Source organism: Streptomyces sp. NPDC059582, assembly GCF_042735715.1.
Classification (GTDB): domain Bacteria; phylum Actinomycetota; class Actinomycetes; order Streptomycetales; family Streptomycetaceae; genus Streptomyces.
The window spans coordinates 28358-47377 of sequence record NZ_JBHWCC010000042.1; the positions used below are offsets into that span (position 1 = coordinate 28358).

The window sequence follows — 19020 nt, forward strand, 5'->3', positions numbered from 1 at the left end:
CCGTGACGACCGCAGCGACCGTGACGACCGCAGCGACCGCGGCGAGCGCAGCGCTACGCGGCCTTCGCCTTCGTCGCGTACATGTCCACGTACTCCTGCCCGGAGAGCAGCATGACCTCGGTCATCACGGAGTCCGTCACGGCCCGCAGTACATAGCGGTCCCGGTCCATCCCCTCGTAGCGGGAGAACTCCATCGGCTCCCCGAACCGGACCGTGACCCGGCTCGGCCGGGGCATCCCGGACCCGCCCGGCTGGATCTTGTCCGTGCCGATCATGGCGAAGGGGACGACGGGCGCCCCGGTCATCAGTGTCAGTCGCGCGATACCGGTACGCCCGCGGTAGAGGCGGCCGTCGGGCGAGCGCGTGCCCTCGGGGTAGATGCCGAAGACCCGGCCCTCCTCCAGGATCCGACGGCCGGTCATCAGCGCCGCGACCCCGCCCTTGCCGCCGTCCCGGTCGACCGGGATCATGCCGACGCCGGTGAAGAACCACGCCATCAGCCGGCCCTTGAAGCCCTTACCGGTGACGTACTCGTCCTTGCCGATGAAGCAGACCTGGCGGTCGCAGACGAGCGGCAGGATCATCGAGTCGATGAACGTGACGTGGTTGCCGGCCAGGATGACCGGGCCCTCGCCGGGAATGTGCTCCACACCCTCCACCTGAGGGCGGAACATCAGGCGCATGACCGGTCCGAGCACTGCCTTGATGAGCGTGAAGCGGGACAACGGACCCTCCGGGGTCGAGAGACGGCCGAGCGAAGTGTGTGTCAGTGCAGGTGAGGACGATACTCGCGGCCCCCGGGGTGGCGCACATCGGGTTCACCGAGGTCTTACGCACTGTTGACGTACGTTTACCTGCGGTGCAGCTCCGCCACCCCCGCGTAACGCGACCGCGACGCTGTGGGCCATGTGGCGGACATCGCGCGGTTCGCACCGCCCGACCGCGCCGGGCGGATACTGTTCGCGTACCCCCGCCGCCGGAGCCGAATCCGACACACCGTCACGACCCGCCGACGACACGCCATCCGGTGTCATCCACGTGTTCGACGCGGAGCCTCCCTTCGGTCATGTCCACGCCCCTACGATCGGCGCGCACGGACGAGCCGACGGTAGGAGGACGCTCATGGGTACGCAGGGTTCACAGGAGCCGCAGGGGCCGAACGAGGAGACGACCAGGACCGGACGTCGGGCGCTGCTCGGCGCGGCGGTCCTCGGCGCGAGCGCGGTGGTCCTGGGCACCGCCGGCACGGCGAGAGCCGACGCGCGGCACGGGGGACGCGGCTTGAAGAGCCTGCCCGTGCCGACCGTCATCGGCCACCGCGGTGCCAGCGGCTACCGTCCCGAGCACACCTTCGGCTCCTACCAGCTGGCCCTCGACCTGGGTGCCGACGTCGTCGAGGCCGGTGACCTGGTCCCGACCAAGGACGGCCACCTCGTCTGCCGGCACGAGCCGGAGATCGGCGGCACCACGAACGTCGCCGACCACCCGGAGTTCGCCGACCGCAAGACCACCAAGGTCCTCGACGGCGTCCCCACCACCGGCTGGTTCACCGAGGACTTCACGCTCGCCGAGCTGAAGACCCTGCGGGCCGTCGAGCGCATCCCGGCCAACCGCCCGCACAACACCCTCTACAACGGCCGCTGGGAGATCCCCACCTTCGAAGAGGTGCTCCGCTGGCAGGACGAGCAGACCCGTAAGCGCGGCAAGCAGGTCTGGATCTACCCGGAGACCAAGCACCCCACCTACTTCCGCAAGCTCGGTCTGGGCCTGGAGGAGCGGGTCGCCAAGCTGCTGCGCAAGTACAACAAGGACAAGTGGAACTCGCCGGTCATCCTCCAGTCCTTCGAGCCGACCAGCATCCAGCGCCTGAACCGGCTCGTCGACAACCCGCTCGTCGTGCTGCTGTCCACCGCGAACAGCCGCCCCTGGGACTTCGTCGAGACGGGTGACCCGCGCACGGTCGCCGACCTCATCAGCCCCGCGGGCCTCAGGGAGATCGCCGGCTACGCGCAGGGCATCGGACCGACCCTGGACCTGGTCGTCCCGCGGGACGCGAGCGGCAACCTCGGCACGCCGACCACCCTGGTCAAGGACGCGCACGCGGTGGGTCTGATCCTGCACCCCTACACCATGCGCAACGAGAACCCCTTCCTGCCCACGAACTTCCGCAAGGGCACCGACGCCGATGGCTACGGTGACGCCTTCGGCGCCTTCAAGGCCTACTTCGCGACCGGTATCGACGGTGTCTTCACCGACAACGCGGACACCGGCGTGCTGGCCCGCGCGGACTTCGTCAACGGCTGATTCCCCGTTGGAGTGACAGTCGGCCGCCCGGGCAACCCGCCGCCCGGGCGGCCGCGTCGTGCCGCACATGAAGCACGACATGCTCACCACCCTGCGCCCGCTGCTCGCCGCCGAGGCCTCCGCCGAGGCGCACGCCTCGGGAACCGAGGCGGTCGACCTGGAACAGGCGGTCTGGCTCCGCCTCCTGGAGCGCCTCGCTGTCGACGCGCCGCCCTCCGACCCCCAGGGCTGGCTGCGCAGGGCCGTCCGCTCCGAGGCGCGCCGCACCCGCCGCCGGGCCCGCCGTGAACGGCCGTACGCCACCGAGCCCGTCGCCGACGACGGCCGCGACCCTGAGCAACTCGCCCTCGGCGCCGCCCGCCACCGCGCCCTGCGCGACGCGGTGCGCCGGCTGCCCGGCCGCTGCCCCCGGCTGCTGGAGGCGTTGCTGGCGCCGGAGGACCTCACCTACCGGGAGATCGCGGGGGAGTTGGGTATCTCACAAGGCAGTCTGGGACCGGAACGTTCCAAATGTCTGGGATGTCTGAGGCGTTTGCTCGCGCCGGAGGTTGCGGCCCGCGGAGCACGGGGATAGGAGTGAGGGACAACAGGCGATCAGGTGAGCGGGAGGCGTGCGCACATGGGCATGAGCGTGACCATCTCGGTGGCGACCGAGCAGGACGTGGAGCAGATCTTCAGGCTGCAGTACCTGTGCTTCCAGAGCGAGGCGGCGCTGTACGGCAACTACCGCATCGACCCGCTGGTGCAGAGGCTCGACTCGGTCCGCGCGGAGGTCGACTCCGACTGCGTCTTCGTGGCCCGCCTCGGCGAGGAGGTCGTCGGCACGGTGCGCGGCCGGATCACCGAGGACGGCGCGGCCTCCATCGGCAAGCTCTGCGTCCACCCCCGCCTCCAGGGTCACGGCATCGGCGCCCGGCTGCTCCGCGCGGCCGAGTCGGCTCTCGCCGAGGAGCGCGGCGCCAAGAAGTTCCGCCTGTTCGCCGGCCACCGCAGCGAGGGCAACCTGCGCCTGTACCGCCGGGTCGGCTACGAGACGGTGGGCACGTCGAAGGGCGACGACGGCGTACCGATGATCGTCCTGGAGAAGCCGGCGGAGACGTACGCGACGACCGCCTAGCGCGGCCCGGGGGTCGCTGCCGCCGCCGCCCGTCCCCGGTGCGCGCCTCAGTCCCGGGTGCCCGCCCTGCGGAGCCAGTACAGCGCCGACAGCGGCAGCAGCACGGGGATGAACACGTACCCCATGCCGTACTTCGACCACACCGTCGCGTCCGGGAACGCCGAGGGGTCGACCAGGGTCCAGGTACCGACGATCAGAACGCCCGCGAGCTCGGCGGCGCAGCACACCAGCGCCGCCCTGCGGGCCCGGTCCCCACCGCGCACCAGCGAGTACGTGATGAAGCCGTACACCACGCCCGCCACCGCCGACAGCGCGTAGGCCAGCGGCGCCCGGTCGAACTCGGTGGCGATCTGGTAGACGGACCGCGACACCGCGCCGACGACCATCACGCCGTACAGCCAGACCAGCAGAATGCCCGGCCCGCCGATGAGCCGCGCCGGCTTCTCGTTCACCTCGGTCATCTCAGCCTCCCCAGATGTCGAAGAGCCGCACTTCGAGGACGGCGAGGACGACACCGCCGGCCGCGACCGTCGCCGATCCCCACCGGGTCCGCTCGGCCAGCGACATGAAGCCGGCGGCCGGGACGCACGCGAACGCGCCCACCAGATACGCCACGAAGATCGTCGTCCCCTGTTCCGCCTGCTCGCCCCGCGCCAACTGCACGATCCCGACCACCAGTTGGACCACGGCCAGCAGTGAGACCACGGCCATCCCGATGAAGTGCCAGTCCTTCGTCGGCTGGTCACGATAGGCCGCCCAGCCGCACCAGGCGGCGAGCAGCAGCGCGGCGACACCGATCGCCGACGTCAGGGCATCAAGCATGGAGCGACCCTATTACGGCCCAAAAGGACCGCCGCGTGCGGCCCCGGCCGACGGCCGCCCGGTCCGGTCCCGCCGGGGCCGCACGCGACGGCGCCGTAGGGTCTGGACCATGACGTTCCACGCACAAGCCCTCCTTTTCGACAACGACGGCACCCTCGTCTCCTCCCTCGCCTCCGTGCGGCGCTGCTGGACCCGGTGGGCCCAGGAGTACGGGATCACCGCCGAGGACTTCGCGGGGGTCGCGCTGCACGGCCGGACGGCCGTGGAGATAGCCGCCGACCTGCTGCCCGCCGAGATCGTGCCGGAGGCCGTCGCGCGGATCGAGCTGCTGGAGGTGGAGGACGTGCCAGGCGGTGGCGTCGAGCTGCTGCCCGGGACCAGGGACTTCCTCGACTCGCTGCCCGCCGACCGGTGGGCCGTCGTCACCTCCGCCACCCTGCGGCTCGCCCAGGCCCGGCTCGACGCCGTCGGCATCCTGCCGAAGACGCTGATCGCCGCCGACGACATCACGCGCGGCAAGCCCGACCCCGAGCCCTACCTGCTCGCCGCCCACCGCCTCGGCGTCGACCCGGCCCACTGCGTCGTCTTCGAGGACGCCCCCGCCGGGCTGGAGGCGGGGCGCGCGGCCGGCATGGCCACCGTGGCCTTGGCCACAACCCACCGGGCCCACGAGCTGGACGCCGACTTGGTGGTGAAGGACCTGTCGGCCTTGTCGGCACTGGTCACCGAGGGCGGAGTGGAGATCTCCGTCCGCCGCTGACCGCTGTCCGCCGCTGTCCGGCATGTGGACAGCGGCGGAGGGTCAGGGCCGTACGTCTGGTTTACTGATCGCATGACCACGACGAGCAGCCGCACCCTTGCGACCGAGGCGACCATGACGCCCGGTGCTCGTTGTATGTGTCGAATGTGCGCCTTCTAGAGGGCCCCCGCACCACCCGGTCTCGCGCCCCGAAGCGAGAGGACGTGGCCTGTCCGCACGACGTGTGTCGTACGTGACGGACGCCGCCCGCGCACATGTTCTCCCCGGTTCCATCGCCACCGCGAGAACCGTGCCGCGTCCCTGAACGAATGCACCCGTGCCCGGGCACACCCACGCCCGCGCACTCGACAGTGACGGAATCTCCAGTGATCACCACCACGGGCCTGACCAAGGTCTACCGCTCCCGCGGCCGTGAGGTCACCGCCTTGGACGGCGTCGACCTGCACGTGCGCGAGGGAGAGGTGTACGGCGTCATCGGCCAGTCCGGCGCCGGCAAGTCCTCGCTCATCCGCTGCGTCAACCTCCTCGAACGCCCCACCGCCGGCACGGTCACCGTCGCCGGACAGGACCTCACGGCCCTGGCCGGACGCGGACCCCGCGCCGGCAAGGAGCTCCGCAGCGCGCGCAGCCGTATCGGCATGGTCTTCCAGCACTTCAACCTGGTGTCCTCCCGGACCGTTCAGGACAACGTCGAGCTGCCGCTCGAAATCCTCGGGAAGTCAGGGAAGGAACGTTCCCGCAAGGCGCTGGAACTCCTCGACCTCGTCGGCCTCGCAGACCAGGCCAAGGCCTACCCGTCCCAGCTCTCCGGCGGCCAGAAGCAGCGCGTGGGCATCGCCCGCGCCCTGGCCGGCGACCCGAAGGTGCTGCTCTCCGACGAGGCCACCAGCGCCCTCGACCCGGAGACCACCCGCTCGATCCTCCAGCTGCTGCGCGACCTGAACCGGCAGCTGGGCCTGACCGTCCTGCTCATCACGCACGAGATGGACGTCGTGAAGTCGGTCTGCGACTCGGCGGCCCTGATGGAGAACGGCCGCATCGTCGAGTCCGGCACGGTCAGCGACCTGCTCGCCACCCCGGGCTCCGAGCTGGCCGCCGCCCTGTTCCCCGTCGGCGGCCAGGCCACCGGCGCCGACCGCACCGTCGTCGACGTCACCTTCCAGGGCGAGAGCGCCACCCAGCCGGTCATCTCCCAGCTCTCGCGCACCTACAACATCGACATATCGATCCTCGGTGCCGCCATCGACACCGTGGGCGGCCTCCAGGTCGGCCGGATGCGCATCGAACTGCCCGGCGGCTACGAGGACAACGTCGTGCCCATCGGCTTCCTGCGCGAGCAGGGACTTCAGATCGACGTGGTCGACAACCGGGCGCAGACGCCCGCGCTGGTCAAGGAAGGTGCGAAGTGAGCTGGTCCGAGATGCAGCCCCTGCTGTCCCAGGCGTGTTGGGACACGCTCTACATGGTCGGCTGGTCCACGCTCATCGCCGTCGTCGGCGGCCTTCCGCTCGGCGTCCTGCTCGTCCTCACCGACCGGGGCGGACTCCTTCAGAACGTCCTGGCCAACAAGGTCATCGGGCAGGTCGTGAACGTCGCCCGCTCGATGCCCTTCATCATCCTCATGGTCGCGCTGATGAACTTCACGCGGTCCATCACGGGGACGACCATCGGCCGTGAGGCCGCCATCGTGCCGCTCGCCATCGGCGCGATCCCCTTCTTCGCCCGGCTGGTCGAGACGGCTGTCCGCGAAGTGGACGGCGGGCTCGTCGAGGCCGTACAGGCGATGGGCGGCAACACCTGGACGGTTGTGCGCAAGGTCCTCGTACCGGAGTCGCTGCCCTCCCTCATCTCCAGCACCACCACCACGATCGTCGCCCTCATCGGCTACTCCGCGATGGCCGGCACGGTCGGCGCCGGCGGCCTCGGGGACATCGCCATCCGCTACGGCTACCAGCGCTTCGAGACCCAGCTGATGTGGATCACGGTGGCGATCCTCGCCGTCGTCATCTCGCTGATCCAGTTCGCCGGCGACTACGCGGCCCGCTCCCTGCACCGCCGCGGCGGACAGAGCGGTGCCGCGCCGAAGCTCCGCCTGCTGAAAGCCGCCACGGCGACCAGCAAGACCGTCTGACCCGCGCCACACCCCACCTCGAGTTCTCCCCGCACCTCGCACCACGGACTTCCCCCGCACCACCAACCGGCGGGGGCGCACCACCCACTAGGAAAGGCACTTTTCGTGCGTAACACCGCCAAGATCACCGCCGCCGTCCTCGCCGCCGGAGCCCTCACCCTCGGACTCTCCGCCTGCGGTTCGGAGAAGGACTCCGCCTCCTCCTCGTCCGACTACAGCGGACCGCTGGTCGTCGCCGCGAGCCCGACCCCGCACGCCCAGATCCTCGACTTCGTCAAGGACAACCTGGCGAAGAAGGCGGGCCTCGACCTGGAGGTCAAGGAGTTCACGGACTACGTCACCCCGAACACGGCGACGGAGGACGGCTCCGTGGGTGCCAACTACTTCCAGAACCAGCCGTACCTCGACGACTTCAACAAGAAGAACGGCACTCACATCGTTCCCGTCGTCACGGTCCACCTGGAGCCGCTCGGCCTCTACTCCCACAAGTTCAAGAGCGCCGACGCCCTGAAGGACGGCTCGACCGTCGCCGTTCCGAACGACACCGTCAACGAGGCCCGCGCCCTCAAGCTGCTCGCCGCCAACGGGCTCATCACCCTGAAGGCCGGCGTCGGCACCGAGGCGACCCCCGCCGACATCACCAAGAACCCCAAGAACCTCAAGTTCAAGGAGCTGGAAGCGGCCCAGACCCCGCGCTCCCTGGACGACGTCGACGCCGCCGTCATCAACGGCAACTACGCCATCGAGGCCGACCTGAAGCCCTCGAAGGACGCCCTCGTCCTCGAGTCCGCCACGGACAACCCGTACGGGAACTTCCTCGCCGTGGAGAAGGGCAACGAGAAGGACCCGCGGGTGCAGAAGCTCGCGAAGCTCCTCACCTCCCCCGAGGTCAAGAAGTTCATCCAGGACAAGTACGACGGCTCCGTCATCCCGTCGTTCTAGTACGGCTCACCGCACCACGGGGTCCACTCCCCGACGGGAGTCGACCCCGTGGTGCGGTCCGGTGCTTTCATGCTGCATGCTGGGCAGTTCAGCAGCACCTGACGATTCGACGGTTACGGAGCGGCGCATGACGAGCACCTTCCCCAACATCTCCATCAGCACGGAGCGGTTGGTGCTGCGTCCCCTCGACGAGGACGACGTCGCGTCCCTGGCCGAGATGATGAACGACGAGCAGATCGCGGCCTGGACGAGCGTGCCCCAGCCCTTCACCCGGGACGGCGCCCGCACCTGGGTCAGCACCTACGCGCCCGCCGAGCGCGTCGCGGGACGGGGCCTCGACCTCGCCGTCACGGAGTTCCTCACTCAGCGGCTGGTCGGCATCATCCAGCTCGGCAAGACCAACTGGCACGTCCGGTCCACCGAACTGTCGTACATCGTCGCCTCCTGGGCACGAGGCGAGGGCTATGCCTCCGAGGCGGCCCTCGCCACCGCCCAGTGGCTCTTCACGGACCAGAAGTTCGAGCGCATCGAACTGCGCACGGCGGCTGACAACACGGCCTCGCAGCAGGTCGCCCAGAAGATCGGCTGCATCAGCGAGGGCGTCCTGCGCAACGCCTGCATAGCGCGTACCCGCACCGAGGACGGCATCTGGGTCGACGTGCGCACCGACTTCATCGTCTGGAGCCTGCTGCCGGAGGACCTGGAGGGGGCGGGGGAGCAGCTCTCCGACAGCGGCAGCTTCACGTCGTCCACCGCCTACACCGACTGGAACTGAACCCGCACCCCGCCACCAGGTACCCTCACGGAGCCCCCTTGCGGGCTGTCCCCCTGACGACCTGCGCGAGACCCCTGGAGACTGGACGATGGCCGACCGGGTCACGGTGATCGGCTGGGACGGCTCGCCGCTGACCACCACGGCACGCGCGGCCCTGGGTGCGGCCACGCTGGTCGCGGGCGCGGCCCACCACCTGGCACTGCCCGAGATTCCGCCCGCCGCCGAACGCATCCGGCTGGGCAGCGTGGAGCTCGCCGCCCGTCGCATCGCCGGGCATCGCGGTACCGCGGTCGTGCTCGCCGACGGCGACCCCGGCTTCTTCGGTGTCGTACGGACCCTGCGCGCGCCCGACTTCGGGCTGGAGGTCGAGGTCGTCCCCGCGGTCTCCTCGGTGGCCACCGCGTTCGCCCGAGCCGGGATGCCCTGGGACGACGCCCATGTGGTCGTCGCACACCGCCGTACGCTGCGACGCGCGGTGAACGTATGCCGAGCGCATGCCAAGGTCGCGGTCCTGACCTCACCCGGCGCCGGACCCGCCGAACTCGGCCTCCTCCTGGAGGGCGTCCACCGCACCTTCGTGATCTGCGAGGAACTCGGCACCGACCGCGAACAGGTCTCCGTCGTCACCTCGGACAAGGCCGCCGACCACACCTGGCGCGACCCGAACGTCGTCATCGTCATCGGCGGCCCCGCCGGCCGGGGCGCCCCGGGCGAGGGCGGCGGCTGGATCGCCGGCCGCGACCCGGCCGCCGGACCACGGGGCTGGACACTGCCCCCGGAGGCCTACGACGGACCGCTCGGCGAGGGCGAGACGGATCTGCTCCGCGCCGCCCAACTCGCCCGGCTCGGCCCCCGGGTCGGCGACCTCGTGTGGGACATCGGCTGCGGCAGCGGCGCCTTCGCCACCGAGGCGGCCCGGGCCGGCGCCGCCGTCATCGCCGTCGACCGCGACCCTCGGGCCTGCGCCCGCACCGACGCCGCCGGGCGCCGGCACGGGGTCCAGCTCCAGATCGTCCACGGCAGCGCACCGCACGTCCTGGAGCGCCTGCCCGAACCCGACGTGGTCCGCGTCGCCGGCGGGGGTGCCGCCGTGGTCTCCGCGGTCGCCGACCGCCGCCCGCAGCGCATCGTCACGCACGCGGCCAACCGGGACGCGGCCGAAGTCATCGGCCGGGACCTCACGGAGCACGGCTACGACGTCGAGTGCGCCCTCCTCCAGTCCGTCGAACTGGACACCCGGGCCTGGACGGAGACCGAGCGGAGCGTCACGTTCCTGCTCAGCGGTGTGCTGCCGGATCGCGCCCCGTGATCCTGTTGTCGTACCGCGCGCGGTAGGCTGGCCGATCGTTGTACCGCTCCCGGTGGCCCGGAACTTCGTTCATCAATGTCCGGAAAACCCGCCCGTTTTGGGGTGAGTGTGGTACGGCGGAACCGGAGGACGCGCAACGTGGCGCAGTCCACAGCGAGCTGTCGCGGATCAACCTGTCGTGACGGCGGAACGGCCGGGACAATGCCACCTAATGGCTTTGTCGCCTTTTACGGTCGGCTCGTTCGTGCCGCTGGGCATGCACGCTCGTTCTTCACTGCGGGGGCGGTCGGTGCGCCGTTTCCGGTGAGCTGGTCGTAGAGGCACTAACCGATGGGCGAGGGGTACGCATGACCGACACCGGCCAGATCCCGGGCGAGGGGCTGCCGGAGAACTCAGGCATGGTGGAGCAGCCGGGCGTCCCCGCGCCGGGTGCGTACACCTACCTCTCCGAGACCACCGCCGAGGACGAAGACCTGTTGCTGCTGCCGGGCGCCCAGAGCGCCTGGGGCAACGAGGTGGCTCCGCCGGCGCCGGAACCGGTCGTCGAGACCGTCCACGAGCCGAGCCCGCACGAGCTGGCCGGCCGGGACAGCGGCTCGGTCGACCTGAGCGGCGTTCGGCTGCCCAACCCGACGCCTCCTGCGACGCCCGTCCAGCCCCGCAGGCCCCTGCACCTCGGTCCGCAGATCCCCGACACCTCGGCCAGCCCGGTCCGTTCCCTCGCCGACCGTGGCCCGGCGGGCGCGCCCGTACGGCAGCCGGGCCCCGCGACGACCGGCCCCGAGTACCTCGACGTCCCGCAGCTGCGCGAGATGCACCCGCAGGCCGCCGCGCCCTGGGGTGCCCAGGTGGTGGCACAGCCGTCGGCGGATCTCGGGGTGAATCCTGCGGAAACGGTTGTTCCCGTCGGTGAACACCAGCCCGAACCGGTCGGCGCGGCCCAGGCCGTCATGGCCCGGATCGCCACGGAGGCGGTCGCGGCGACCGCCCAGCCGGAAGAGACGGACGCGGAGTTCCGGGACGGCCGGGCCGATCAGGCGGTGCCGGTCCCGGTGGCCGTGGACCAGATGCCGCCGCAGACGCAGGACGGCGGGCACGCGGCCGCCGCCGGGCTCTCCGGTCCGGTCACCGCGCCCGCGTTCGCCGCGGAGCCGGCGGAGCCCGTGGAACACGTGGAGCCCGTGGCAGGGCACTTCCCCGTGGCCGGTTCCGGCGGGGACGCCGGTCAGGTTCCGGGACGGGACGGCCTCGCGGACGCCGGTCGGTTCGCCGGCCCGGAGTCGGTCTTGGAGACCGGTCAGGTTCAGGGCGCCGAAGGTGTCGTGCGGACGGGTCTGACTCCCGGCCCGGAGACGGTCGCGGAGGCCGGTCAGGCTCCGGGGCCCGAGGGCGCCGCGGACGGCGGTCGGACGGCCGGCCCCGAATCGGTCGAGCCCGTCACGCCCGTCGAGCCCGTCGCTGACGCGGGTCACGTCCCCGGTGCGATCCCGGGCGCCGAGACCGCACCGGACGCCGTACCGGCCCTCGGTGCCGCCGTAGGCGCGGATGCCGTGCAGGGCCAGGACGCGGAGGGAATGTCGCCTGCCGCTGCCGCTGCCGCTGCCGCTGCCGCTGCCGCCGTCGACGCAGACCCCGTGCAGGACCCCGCCGCCGCGTCGGTCCCGGACGCCGGGTACACCCCCGGCGGCGCGGTGGCCGTGGACGGTGCGCAGGCTCCCGACGGCGTCGTGGTCATGGGCGCGGGGCAGGGTCCCGTGCTGCCCGCCGCGCCGGTTCACGATCAGGTGCCGGAAGCTGTCGTCCCGATGGCCGCCGCCCACACGTCCGAGCCGGTGTCGGCCCCCGACCCCGTGCCCGCCGCTCCGGCGGACGTCGCTACGCCGCAGAGCCCGCAGAGCTTCGAAGCCGTGGCGGTCCCGCAGATCGCGCAGGTCGTCGAACCCACGGCGGCCGAACCCACGGCGGCCGAACCCACAGCGGCCGACTACGCGGCGGCCGAGGCCCCGCAGGCCCAGGAGCCGGCCGCGTACGAGAACGTGCCCGTGCCCGCCCCGGGTCCCGAATCGGTCGAGCCCGTTTCCGCGCCGGAGGCCGTGGCGTTCGCGCCCGCCCCGTCGGTGCTGGACGCCGCCCAGCCGCCGCACCCGGCCCACGACACCCCCGCGCCCGCCGGGCCGGCGCCCGACCACACGGCCCCCGTGGCCGCCGACGCTCCTGGTGAGGCCCACCCGTCGGACCCCTCGGCCACGGACCTGCCCGGCGCGGTTCTGCCGGAGCACCGGCCGGACGGGACCCTGGGCCAGTTCGTCCCCGTGGACGGTATGGTGCCGACCACCCCGCACCTCGCCCCGACCCCGCCGCACCCCCTCGTCCTGCCCGCGGAAGAACTCCGGGCGACGGCACCGCAGGCGGCGGAAGCACAGGCTCCGGAACCACAGGCTCCGGAACCCGTCGCCACCGTCCCGGCCCCGAGGGCGGCCGACCCCGATCCCGCCCAGATCGCCGGGGACCCGGACCTCGACGTCGTACAGCGAGCGGAGGACCTGGACACCAGGGCCGCCGAACAGGAATACCAGGAATACCAGGAAGAAGAGAGCACGGCCGCAGTGGAAGAAGTACGAGAGTCCACCGGCCCTGCGGCCCCCGGCTACGCCGACGCCGAGCGCGAGGCCGTGCTGCGCGTGATGCGCGAGCGCCGAGACATCCGCAACGGCTTCCGCAGCGACCCGATCCCGCACGAGGTGCTGCTGCGTGTCCTGGAGGCCGCCCACACGGCCCCGTCCGTGGGGCACTCGCAGCCGTGGGACTTCGTGGTGATCCGTTCGGCCGAGACGCGCCGCACGATGCACGAACTGGCCATGCGCCAGCGCGAGGCCTACGCCAAGTCGCTGCCCAAGGGCCGGGCGAAGCAGTTCAAGGAACTGAAGATCGAGGCGATCCTCGACACCCCCGTGAACATCGTCGTCACCGCCGACCCGACCCGCGGCGGCCGGCACACCCTCGGCCGGCACACCCAGCCGCAGATGGCCCCGTACTCCTCCGCGCTCGCGGTGGAGAACCTCTGGCTCGCCGCCCGCGCCGAGGGCCTCGGCGTCGGCTGGGTCAGCTTCTTCGACGAGCGCGAGATGGTCCGCGCCCTCGGCCTGCCCGACCACCTGGAGGTCGTCGCCTACCTGTGCGTCGGGTACGTCGACGAGTTCCCGGACGAGCCCGAGCTGATGCAGGCCGGCTGGTCCAAGCGCCGTCCCCTGTCGTGGGTCGTGCACGAGGAGACGTACGGTCGTCGCGCGCTGCCCGGCGAGGACCCGCACGACCTGCTCGCCGAGACCGTCGCCGGGATCCGCCCGCTGGACGCCAAGGCGCTCGGCGAGGCCTGGGAGCGGCAGAAGCGCATGACGAAGCCGGCGGGCGCGCTCGGCATGCTGGAGATCATCTCCGCGCAGCTGTCCGGCCTGTCCCGGCAGTGCCCGCCGCCGATCCCGGAGCCCGCGGCCGTCGCGATCTTCGCGGGCGACCACGGCGTGCACGCCCAGGGTGTGACCCCCTGGCCGCAGGAGGTCACGGCCCAGATGGTGGCCAACTTCCTGGGCGGGGGAGCGGTCTGCAACGCGTTCGCCGCTCAGGTGGGCGCCGAGGTCTGCGTCGTCGACGTGGGCGTCGCCGCGGACCTCCCCGCCACCCCGGGTCTGCTGCCGCGCAAGGTGCGCGCGGGCACGTCCGACATGACCACCGGCCCCGCGATGACCCGCGAGGAGGCCAAGCAGGCCATCGAGGTGGGCATCGAGACCGCCCGCGACCTGGTGGCGGCCGGCAACAAGGCACTGCTCACGGGCGAGATGGGCATCGCCAACACCACCGCGTCGGCCGCGCTCATCTCGGTCTTCACGGGCGTCGACCCCGCCGAGGTCACCGGCCGTGGCACCGGCATCAACGACGAGACCCTGGCCCGCAAGACCGAGGTCGTGCGCCGTGCCCTGGAACTCCACCAGCCGGACCCGGCCGACCCCATCGGCGTCCTCGCGGCCATCGGCGGCTTCGAACACGCGGCGATGGTCGGTCTCCTGCTGGGCGGCGCCTCCCTGCGTACCCCGGTGATCCTGGACGGCGTGAGCGCGGGCGCCGCCGCCCTGGTCGCCCGGGCGATCGCCCCCGAGGTCCTCGCCGCCTGCATCGCGGGCCACCGCAGCGCCGAGCCGGGACATGTGGCCGCCCTCAACAAGCTGGGCCTGCGCCCGCTGGTCGACCTCGACCTGCGCCTCGGCGAGGGCACGGGCGCGCTGCTCGCGCTCCCGCTGGTCCAGAGCACGGCACGGGCGATGCACGAGGTGGCGACGTTCGACTCCGCGGGCGTCACCGAGAAGTAGCCGACGGCGGGGGTGGGGCGGCCGGGCGTCCGTCGCCTGCCCCCACCCCCCGCCGTAGGCTGAACCCACGGCTAAAATCCGCACGTCAGGGCCGCTCCAGAGCCGTAGCGCCCATCGCACCGCCAGGACGAGGAGCCGCCCCTCATGGCCGAACACCCCGCCTACCCCGTAGGCCTCCGCCTCACCGGCCGCCGAGTGGTCGTCCTCGGCGGCGGCCAGGTCGCCCAGCGCCGTCTGCCGGCGCTGATCGCGGCGGGCGCGGACATCGTGCTGGTGTCGCCCGAGGCGACCCCCTCCGTCGAGGCCATGGCGGACGCGGGCGAGATCGCCTGGCAGCGACGCCCCTACGCCGACGGCGATCTCGCGGACGCCTGGTACGCGCTGATCGCCACCAGCGACCACGAGGCCAACACCCGGGCCTCCGCCGAGGCCGAGACGCGCCGCGTCTGGTGTGTCCGCTCCGACGACGCCGACGCGGCCACCGCCTGGACCCCGGCCACCGGGCACAGCGAAGGCGTCACGGTGGCCGTGCTCACGACGGACGCGCGCGGCCGCGACCCCCGCCACACCGCCGCCATCCGCGACGCCGTCGTCGAGGGTCTGCGCGACGGCACCCTCGTCGCCCCGCACCACCGCACCCGCACGCCGGGCGTCGCCCTCGTCGGCGGCGGCCCCGGCGACCCGGATCTGATCACGGTCCGCGGCCGCCGGCTGCTCGCCGAGGCGGACGTCGTCATCGCGGACCGCCTCGGCCCGCGCGACCTGCTGGCCGAACTCCCGCCGCACGTCGAGGTGATCGACGCGGCGAAGATCCCGTACGGGCGGTACATGGCCCAGGAGGCCATCAACAACGCGCTGATCGAGCACGCCAAGCAGGGCAGGTCCGTGGTCAGGCTGAAGGGCGGCGACCCGTACGTCTTCGGGCGCGGCATGGAGGAGCTCCAGGCGCTCGCCGAGGCCGGCATCCCGTGCACGGTCGTCCCGGGCATCTCCAGTTCGATCTCGGTGCCGGGCGCGGCCGGCATCCCGGTCACCCACCGCGGCGTCGCACACGAGTTCACGGTGGTCAGCGGCCATGTCGCCCCTGATGACGAGCGCTCGCTGGTCGACTGGGCCTCGCTCGCCAAGCTGACCGGTACGCTTGTCGTCCTCATGGGCGTCGACAAGATCGGGAAGATCGCGGAGACGCTCGTCGCGCACGGCAGGTCGCCGGACACCCCCGTCGCCCTGGTGCAGGAGGGCACGACGCCCGCCCAGCGGCGCGTCGACGCGACCCTCGCGACCGTCGCCGAGACCGTTCGTACGCAGGACGTGAGGCCCCCGGCCGTCGTCGTCATCGGCGATGTCGTCGCCGTGGGTCTCCGCACCTCCGCGTAACCCCGGGTAACACAACCCGTTCCGAGCCGTTGGCACCGCACCCAGGACAAGGCAGTATCACCCTGTGGCCGATCTCATCACCGTCGAGGACCCCGACGACCCGCGCCTGCGCGACTACACGGGCCTGACCGACGTCGAGCTGCGCCGCAAGCGCGAGCCCGCCGAGGGCCTGTTCATCGCCGAGGGCGAGAAGGTCATCCGCCGGGCCAAGGACGCCGGGTACGAGATGCGCTCGATGCTGCTGTCCGCGAAGTGGGTCGACGTGATGCGCGACGTCATCGACGAACTCCCGGCCCCCGTCTACGCGGTCAGCCCGGAGCTCGCCGAGCAGGTCACCGGCTACCACGTGCACCGCGGCGCGCTCGCCTCCATGCAGCGCAAACCGCTGCCGACGGCGGCCGAACTCCTGCGCTCCGCCCGCCGGGTGGCCATCATGGAGTCGGTCAACGACCACACCAACATCGGCGCGATCTTCCGCTCGGCGGCCGCCCTCGGCATGGACGCGGTCCTACTCTCCCCGGACTGCGCCGACCCCCTCTACCGCCGCTCCGTCAAGGTCTCGATGGGCGCGGTCTTCTCGGTCCCGTACGCCCGTCTCGACACCTGGCCCAAGGGACTCGACTCGGTCCGCGAGGCGGGCTTCACACTGCTCGCCCTCACCCCCGACGAGAAGGCCAGGTCCCTCGACGAGGCCGCCCCGCACAGGATGGACCGGGTGGCCCTGATGCTCGGCGCGGAGGGCGACGGCCTGTCCACCCAGGCCCTGGTCGCCGCCGACGAATGGGTCCGCATCCCCATGGCCCACGGCGTCGACTCCCTCAACGTGGGCGCGGCGGCAGCGGTCGCCTTCTACGCGGTCGCGACGGGCCGCCCACAGTCCTGACGGTCCAGGGCGGTCGGAGCCACCCGGGGTGCTCCGCCCGGCGGGATGCCCCGGACCGCTGTCCGCCCGCACGGCCGCCCCTTACGGCTGTCCGGGCGCTCGCCCGAAGGGGCGTCTTCGTACGGCTGTCGCAACCGGCTGTCCGCCCCGTGGGTGCCGTCTTCCACGCCCCCTCACGGGCCGCCCGCGGTCCTGACCGTCCGGGGTGGTCGGGAGCGGTCGGGGTCACTTCGGGTCGTTCGCCCGGACAGTCGACTGGTACCGCTGCTTCATCAGCTCCGCGTTCGACGGCTCCGGAGGCTGCGGCCGCGTCGTCGACCGGCGTACGACGTCGTCGCCGCCCCCGAGCCCGCGGGCCGGCCCCTGACAGCCCTGCACCACGGCGATGCCCACCGCGACGAGCAGCGTCACCACGACGAACACGAACAACCGCTGGCGCAGCAGGCGCGGATTGGCCGGCCTCCGACCGGCCCCGGTGGTCCTCGGCGCCGGACGGCCCGTACCACTGCGCGGCGCCGTTCGACTGCCGCTGCCGGACCGGGTGTCGCGCGAGGCCGGGGTGGGCCGTGCCCCGGAACGGGACGGCGTGCTGCCGCCACGAGAGGAACTGCCACCGCGCGACGGGGTGTTTCCACCGCCCCGGACGGTCGGCGCCGGACCGCGCGAGGGCGTGGCACCCCGGGGCGGCGGAGTCCCCTGCGCGCCCGGCTGCCCCTGCGGCCGCCGTTGGGTGGCCCGCAACTGCTCGGGGTAACTGGGCCCGGCGAGCCGTCCGGTGGGCCGGTCCGCGTCGGCCGTGCGCGGACCGGGCGGTCGTCCGTCGGCCAGGCCCTGGGCCTCGCGGGCCGCGATCTCCTTGAGACGCAGCGACAGTTCGAGCGTGCTGGGCCGCTCCTCGGGGTCCTTCGCGAGACAGGCGCGCACGAGGGGAGCCAGCGCGTCGGGCACACCGTCCAGATGCGCCTCCTCGTGCACCACGCGGTACAGCATCACCTCGGAACTGCCGTGCCCGAAGGGCGAGTCGGCCGTGGAGGCGTACGCGAGCGTGGCACCCAGCGAGAACACGTCCGTCGCCGGGGTGACAGCGGCCCCGCGCACCTGCTCCGGGGCGAGGAAGCCGGGGGAGCCGACCGCGGTGCCGACATGCGTGAGCGTGGAGGCGCCGGTCGCCCAGGCGATACCGAAGTCGATGATCCGCGGCCCCTTCGGGGACAGCAGGATGTTGGACGGCTTCAGGTCCCGGTGCACCACCCCGGCCTCGTGCACGGCGACCAGCCCCTCCGACAGGGCGGCGCCGATAGCGGCGGCCTCGGCCGCGCTCAGCGGCCCGTCGTCGGCGACCTTGTCGTGCAGGGAGGGGCCGGGCACGTACTGCGTGGCGAACCAGGGACGCTCCGCGTCCAGGTCCGCCGCCACCAGCCGGGCCGTGCATCCGCCGCGGATCCGCCGCGCCGCCGAGACCTCGCGCGCGAACCGCGAGCGGAACTCCTGATCCTCCGCCAGATCGGGCCGGATCACCTTGAGCGCGACCCGCTGCCCCTTCTTGTCGGAGCCCAGATAGACGACACCCATCCCGCCCGCGCCCAGCCGTCTGTGAAGCCTGAACGAGCCGACGACGCGCGGGTCCTCGCGCCTCAGGCGCATCATCGCCATGTTCATCCCCGCTGCCCGGTCCGTGTGACGTGGCACAGCTTACGTTTCCACAGCCGCCTGCGCGCAGAGGCCGCGCCCTCTCGGCCCGACGGATTGTCAGTGCCCGGTGGGAGAATTGAAGAGTGGTCAGGGAGCGTGCGCACAGCGGGGCCTTGCGCTGTGCCCACCGCCAACCACTCGTCACAGAAGGGGGATTGAGCCCGTGAAGGGTGACCGCGTGGAGATAGTCGTGGACGCCGGTGACACGACTCGGACGTACGAGGTGGTGGCGAGCAGGGCGGGCCGCCGAGTGGAGACGGCGATACGCCGAGGGGTGGTGGAAGTGAGCGAAGTCACCCGAAACGGCTCGGTCGTCCGTACGGCCCGTTTCATGGCGAACCGGGTCCTGGCGCTCGTCGAGCAGCCGGTGCCCCGTGAGGACAGCTCGGAAAAGGCGGGGCACACCGGACGCCCCCTCCGGGAAGACCCCGAGACCTAGGACCTCGTCTCCACCCAGGGGAGTACTTCGCAGGTCATCGCTCATCCTCGGGGAGGCCCGCCAATCGGTACGAGGGCATGACGCCCGGCGGACGCCCCGCGCCTA

Annotated in this window: 16 protein-coding genes and 1 pseudogene; 13 read left to right on the forward strand and 4 right to left on the reverse strand. The window is 72.2% G+C overall.

Translation table 11 applies throughout. The features are described from left to right. Window positions 1–53: 53 nt before the first annotated feature. Window positions 54–813: pseudogene (locus tag ACFV0T_RS29790) on the reverse strand (lysophospholipid acyltransferase family protein). Between the two features lie 309 nt (window positions 814–1122). On the opposite strand from ACFV0T_RS29790, the gene ACFV0T_RS29795 reads away from it, so the two are divergent. The 3 genes from ACFV0T_RS29795 to ACFV0T_RS29805 all read left to right on the forward strand — a co-directional run bounded on the left by ACFV0T_RS29795 (window position 1123) and on the right by ACFV0T_RS29805 (window position 3421). Continuing rightward, the gene (locus ACFV0T_RS29795; protein ID WP_385785665.1) at window positions 1123–2304 is read left to right on the forward strand and encodes a glycerophosphodiester phosphodiesterase; all 1182 of its coding nucleotides are present in this window, start codon (window positions 1123–1125) and stop codon (window positions 2302–2304) included. A 67-nt stretch (window positions 2305–2371) separates the two neighbouring features. Further along, on the forward strand, window positions 2372–2878 hold the full coding sequence (locus ACFV0T_RS29800; RefSeq protein WP_385785668.1) for an RNA polymerase sigma factor: 507 nt from the start codon (window positions 2372–2374) through the stop codon (window positions 2876–2878). Window positions 2879–2923: 45 nt separating this feature from the next. Further along, a complete protein-coding gene (locus tag ACFV0T_RS29805) occupies window positions 2924–3421 on the forward strand; it encodes a GNAT family N-acetyltransferase (RefSeq protein WP_385785671.1) in 498 nt (165 codons plus the stop codon). A gap of 47 nt (window positions 3422–3468) precedes the next feature. Here ACFV0T_RS29805 and ACFV0T_RS29810 read toward each other — a convergent pair whose 3' ends face one another. Together ACFV0T_RS29810 and ACFV0T_RS29815 are read right to left on the reverse strand one after the other, a co-directional pair. Further along, window positions 3469–3882, reverse strand: a complete 414-nt coding sequence (locus tag ACFV0T_RS29810) for a hypothetical protein (RefSeq protein WP_385785674.1) — start codon at window positions 3880–3882, stop codon at window positions 3469–3471. Between the two features lies 1 nt (window position 3883). After that, entirely contained in the window at window positions 3884–4243 is a 360-nt protein-coding gene (locus ACFV0T_RS29815; RefSeq protein WP_385785677.1) for a hypothetical protein, read from the reverse strand. A 109-nt stretch (window positions 4244–4352) separates the two neighbouring features. Between ACFV0T_RS29815 and ACFV0T_RS29820 the strand changes: the two genes are divergently transcribed. The 9 genes from ACFV0T_RS29820 to ACFV0T_RS29860 all read left to right on the forward strand — a co-directional run bounded on the left by ACFV0T_RS29820 (window position 4353) and on the right by ACFV0T_RS29860 (window position 16784). After that, window positions 4353–5003 carry an HAD family hydrolase gene (locus tag ACFV0T_RS29820; protein WP_385785679.1) on the forward strand — a complete coding sequence of 217 codons (651 nt, stop codon included), beginning with the start codon at window positions 4353–4355 and terminating at the stop codon, window positions 5001–5003. Window positions 5004–5368: 365 nt separating this feature from the next. After that, window positions 5369–6412 carry a methionine ABC transporter ATP-binding protein gene (locus tag ACFV0T_RS29825; protein ID WP_385785682.1) on the forward strand — a complete coding sequence of 348 codons (1044 nt, stop codon included), beginning with the start codon at window positions 5369–5371 and terminating at the stop codon, window positions 6410–6412. Then, window positions 6409–7134 (forward strand): methionine ABC transporter permease, encoded by a 726-nt coding sequence (locus ACFV0T_RS29830; protein ID WP_385785685.1) that lies wholly within the window; start codon window positions 6409–6411, stop codon window positions 7132–7134. Before ACFV0T_RS29825 ends, ACFV0T_RS29830 begins: the two co-directional genes overlap by 4 nt. A gap of 105 nt (window positions 7135–7239) precedes the next feature. Further along, window positions 7240–8076: a MetQ/NlpA family ABC transporter substrate-binding protein gene (locus ACFV0T_RS29835; RefSeq protein ID WP_385785688.1), complete on the forward strand. Its 837-nt coding sequence runs from the start codon at window positions 7240–7242 to the stop codon at window positions 8074–8076. Between the two features lie 127 nt (window positions 8077–8203). Then, complete coding sequence (locus tag ACFV0T_RS29840; protein ID WP_385785691.1) at window positions 8204–8851, forward strand: GNAT family N-acetyltransferase; 648 nt, start codon at window positions 8204–8206, stop codon at window positions 8849–8851. An 88-nt stretch (window positions 8852–8939) separates the two neighbouring features. Continuing rightward, window positions 8940–10160 (forward strand): precorrin-6y C5,15-methyltransferase (decarboxylating) subunit CbiE, encoded by a 1221-nt coding sequence (gene cbiE, locus ACFV0T_RS29845; protein ID WP_385785694.1) that lies wholly within the window; start codon window positions 8940–8942, stop codon window positions 10158–10160. Window positions 10161–10507: 347 nt separating this feature from the next. Beyond that, window positions 10508–14524, forward strand: a complete 4017-nt coding sequence (gene cobT / locus ACFV0T_RS29850) for a nicotinate-nucleotide--dimethylbenzimidazole phosphoribosyltransferase (protein WP_385785697.1) — start codon at window positions 10508–10510, stop codon at window positions 14522–14524. Between the two features lie 144 nt (window positions 14525–14668). Continuing rightward, window positions 14669–15901 (forward strand): uroporphyrinogen-III C-methyltransferase, encoded by a 1233-nt coding sequence (gene cobA, locus ACFV0T_RS29855; protein WP_385785700.1) that lies wholly within the window; start codon window positions 14669–14671, stop codon window positions 15899–15901. A gap of 64 nt (window positions 15902–15965) precedes the next feature. After that, window positions 15966–16784, forward strand: a complete 819-nt coding sequence (locus tag ACFV0T_RS29860; RefSeq protein WP_385785703.1) for a TrmH family RNA methyltransferase — start codon at window positions 15966–15968, stop codon at window positions 16782–16784. Window positions 16785–17009: 225 nt separating this feature from the next. Here ACFV0T_RS29860 and ACFV0T_RS29865 read toward each other — a convergent pair whose 3' ends face one another. Then, window positions 17010–18443, reverse strand: coding sequence for a protein kinase (locus ACFV0T_RS29865; protein ID WP_385785801.1), 1434 nt, complete (start codon window positions 18441–18443; stop codon window positions 17010–17012). A gap of 196 nt (window positions 18444–18639) precedes the next feature. On the opposite strand from ACFV0T_RS29865, the gene ACFV0T_RS29870 reads away from it, so the two are divergent. Further along, entirely contained in the window at window positions 18640–18915 is a 276-nt protein-coding gene (locus ACFV0T_RS29870) for a hypothetical protein (RefSeq protein WP_385785706.1), read from the forward strand. Window positions 18916–19020: the final 105 nt, after the last annotated feature.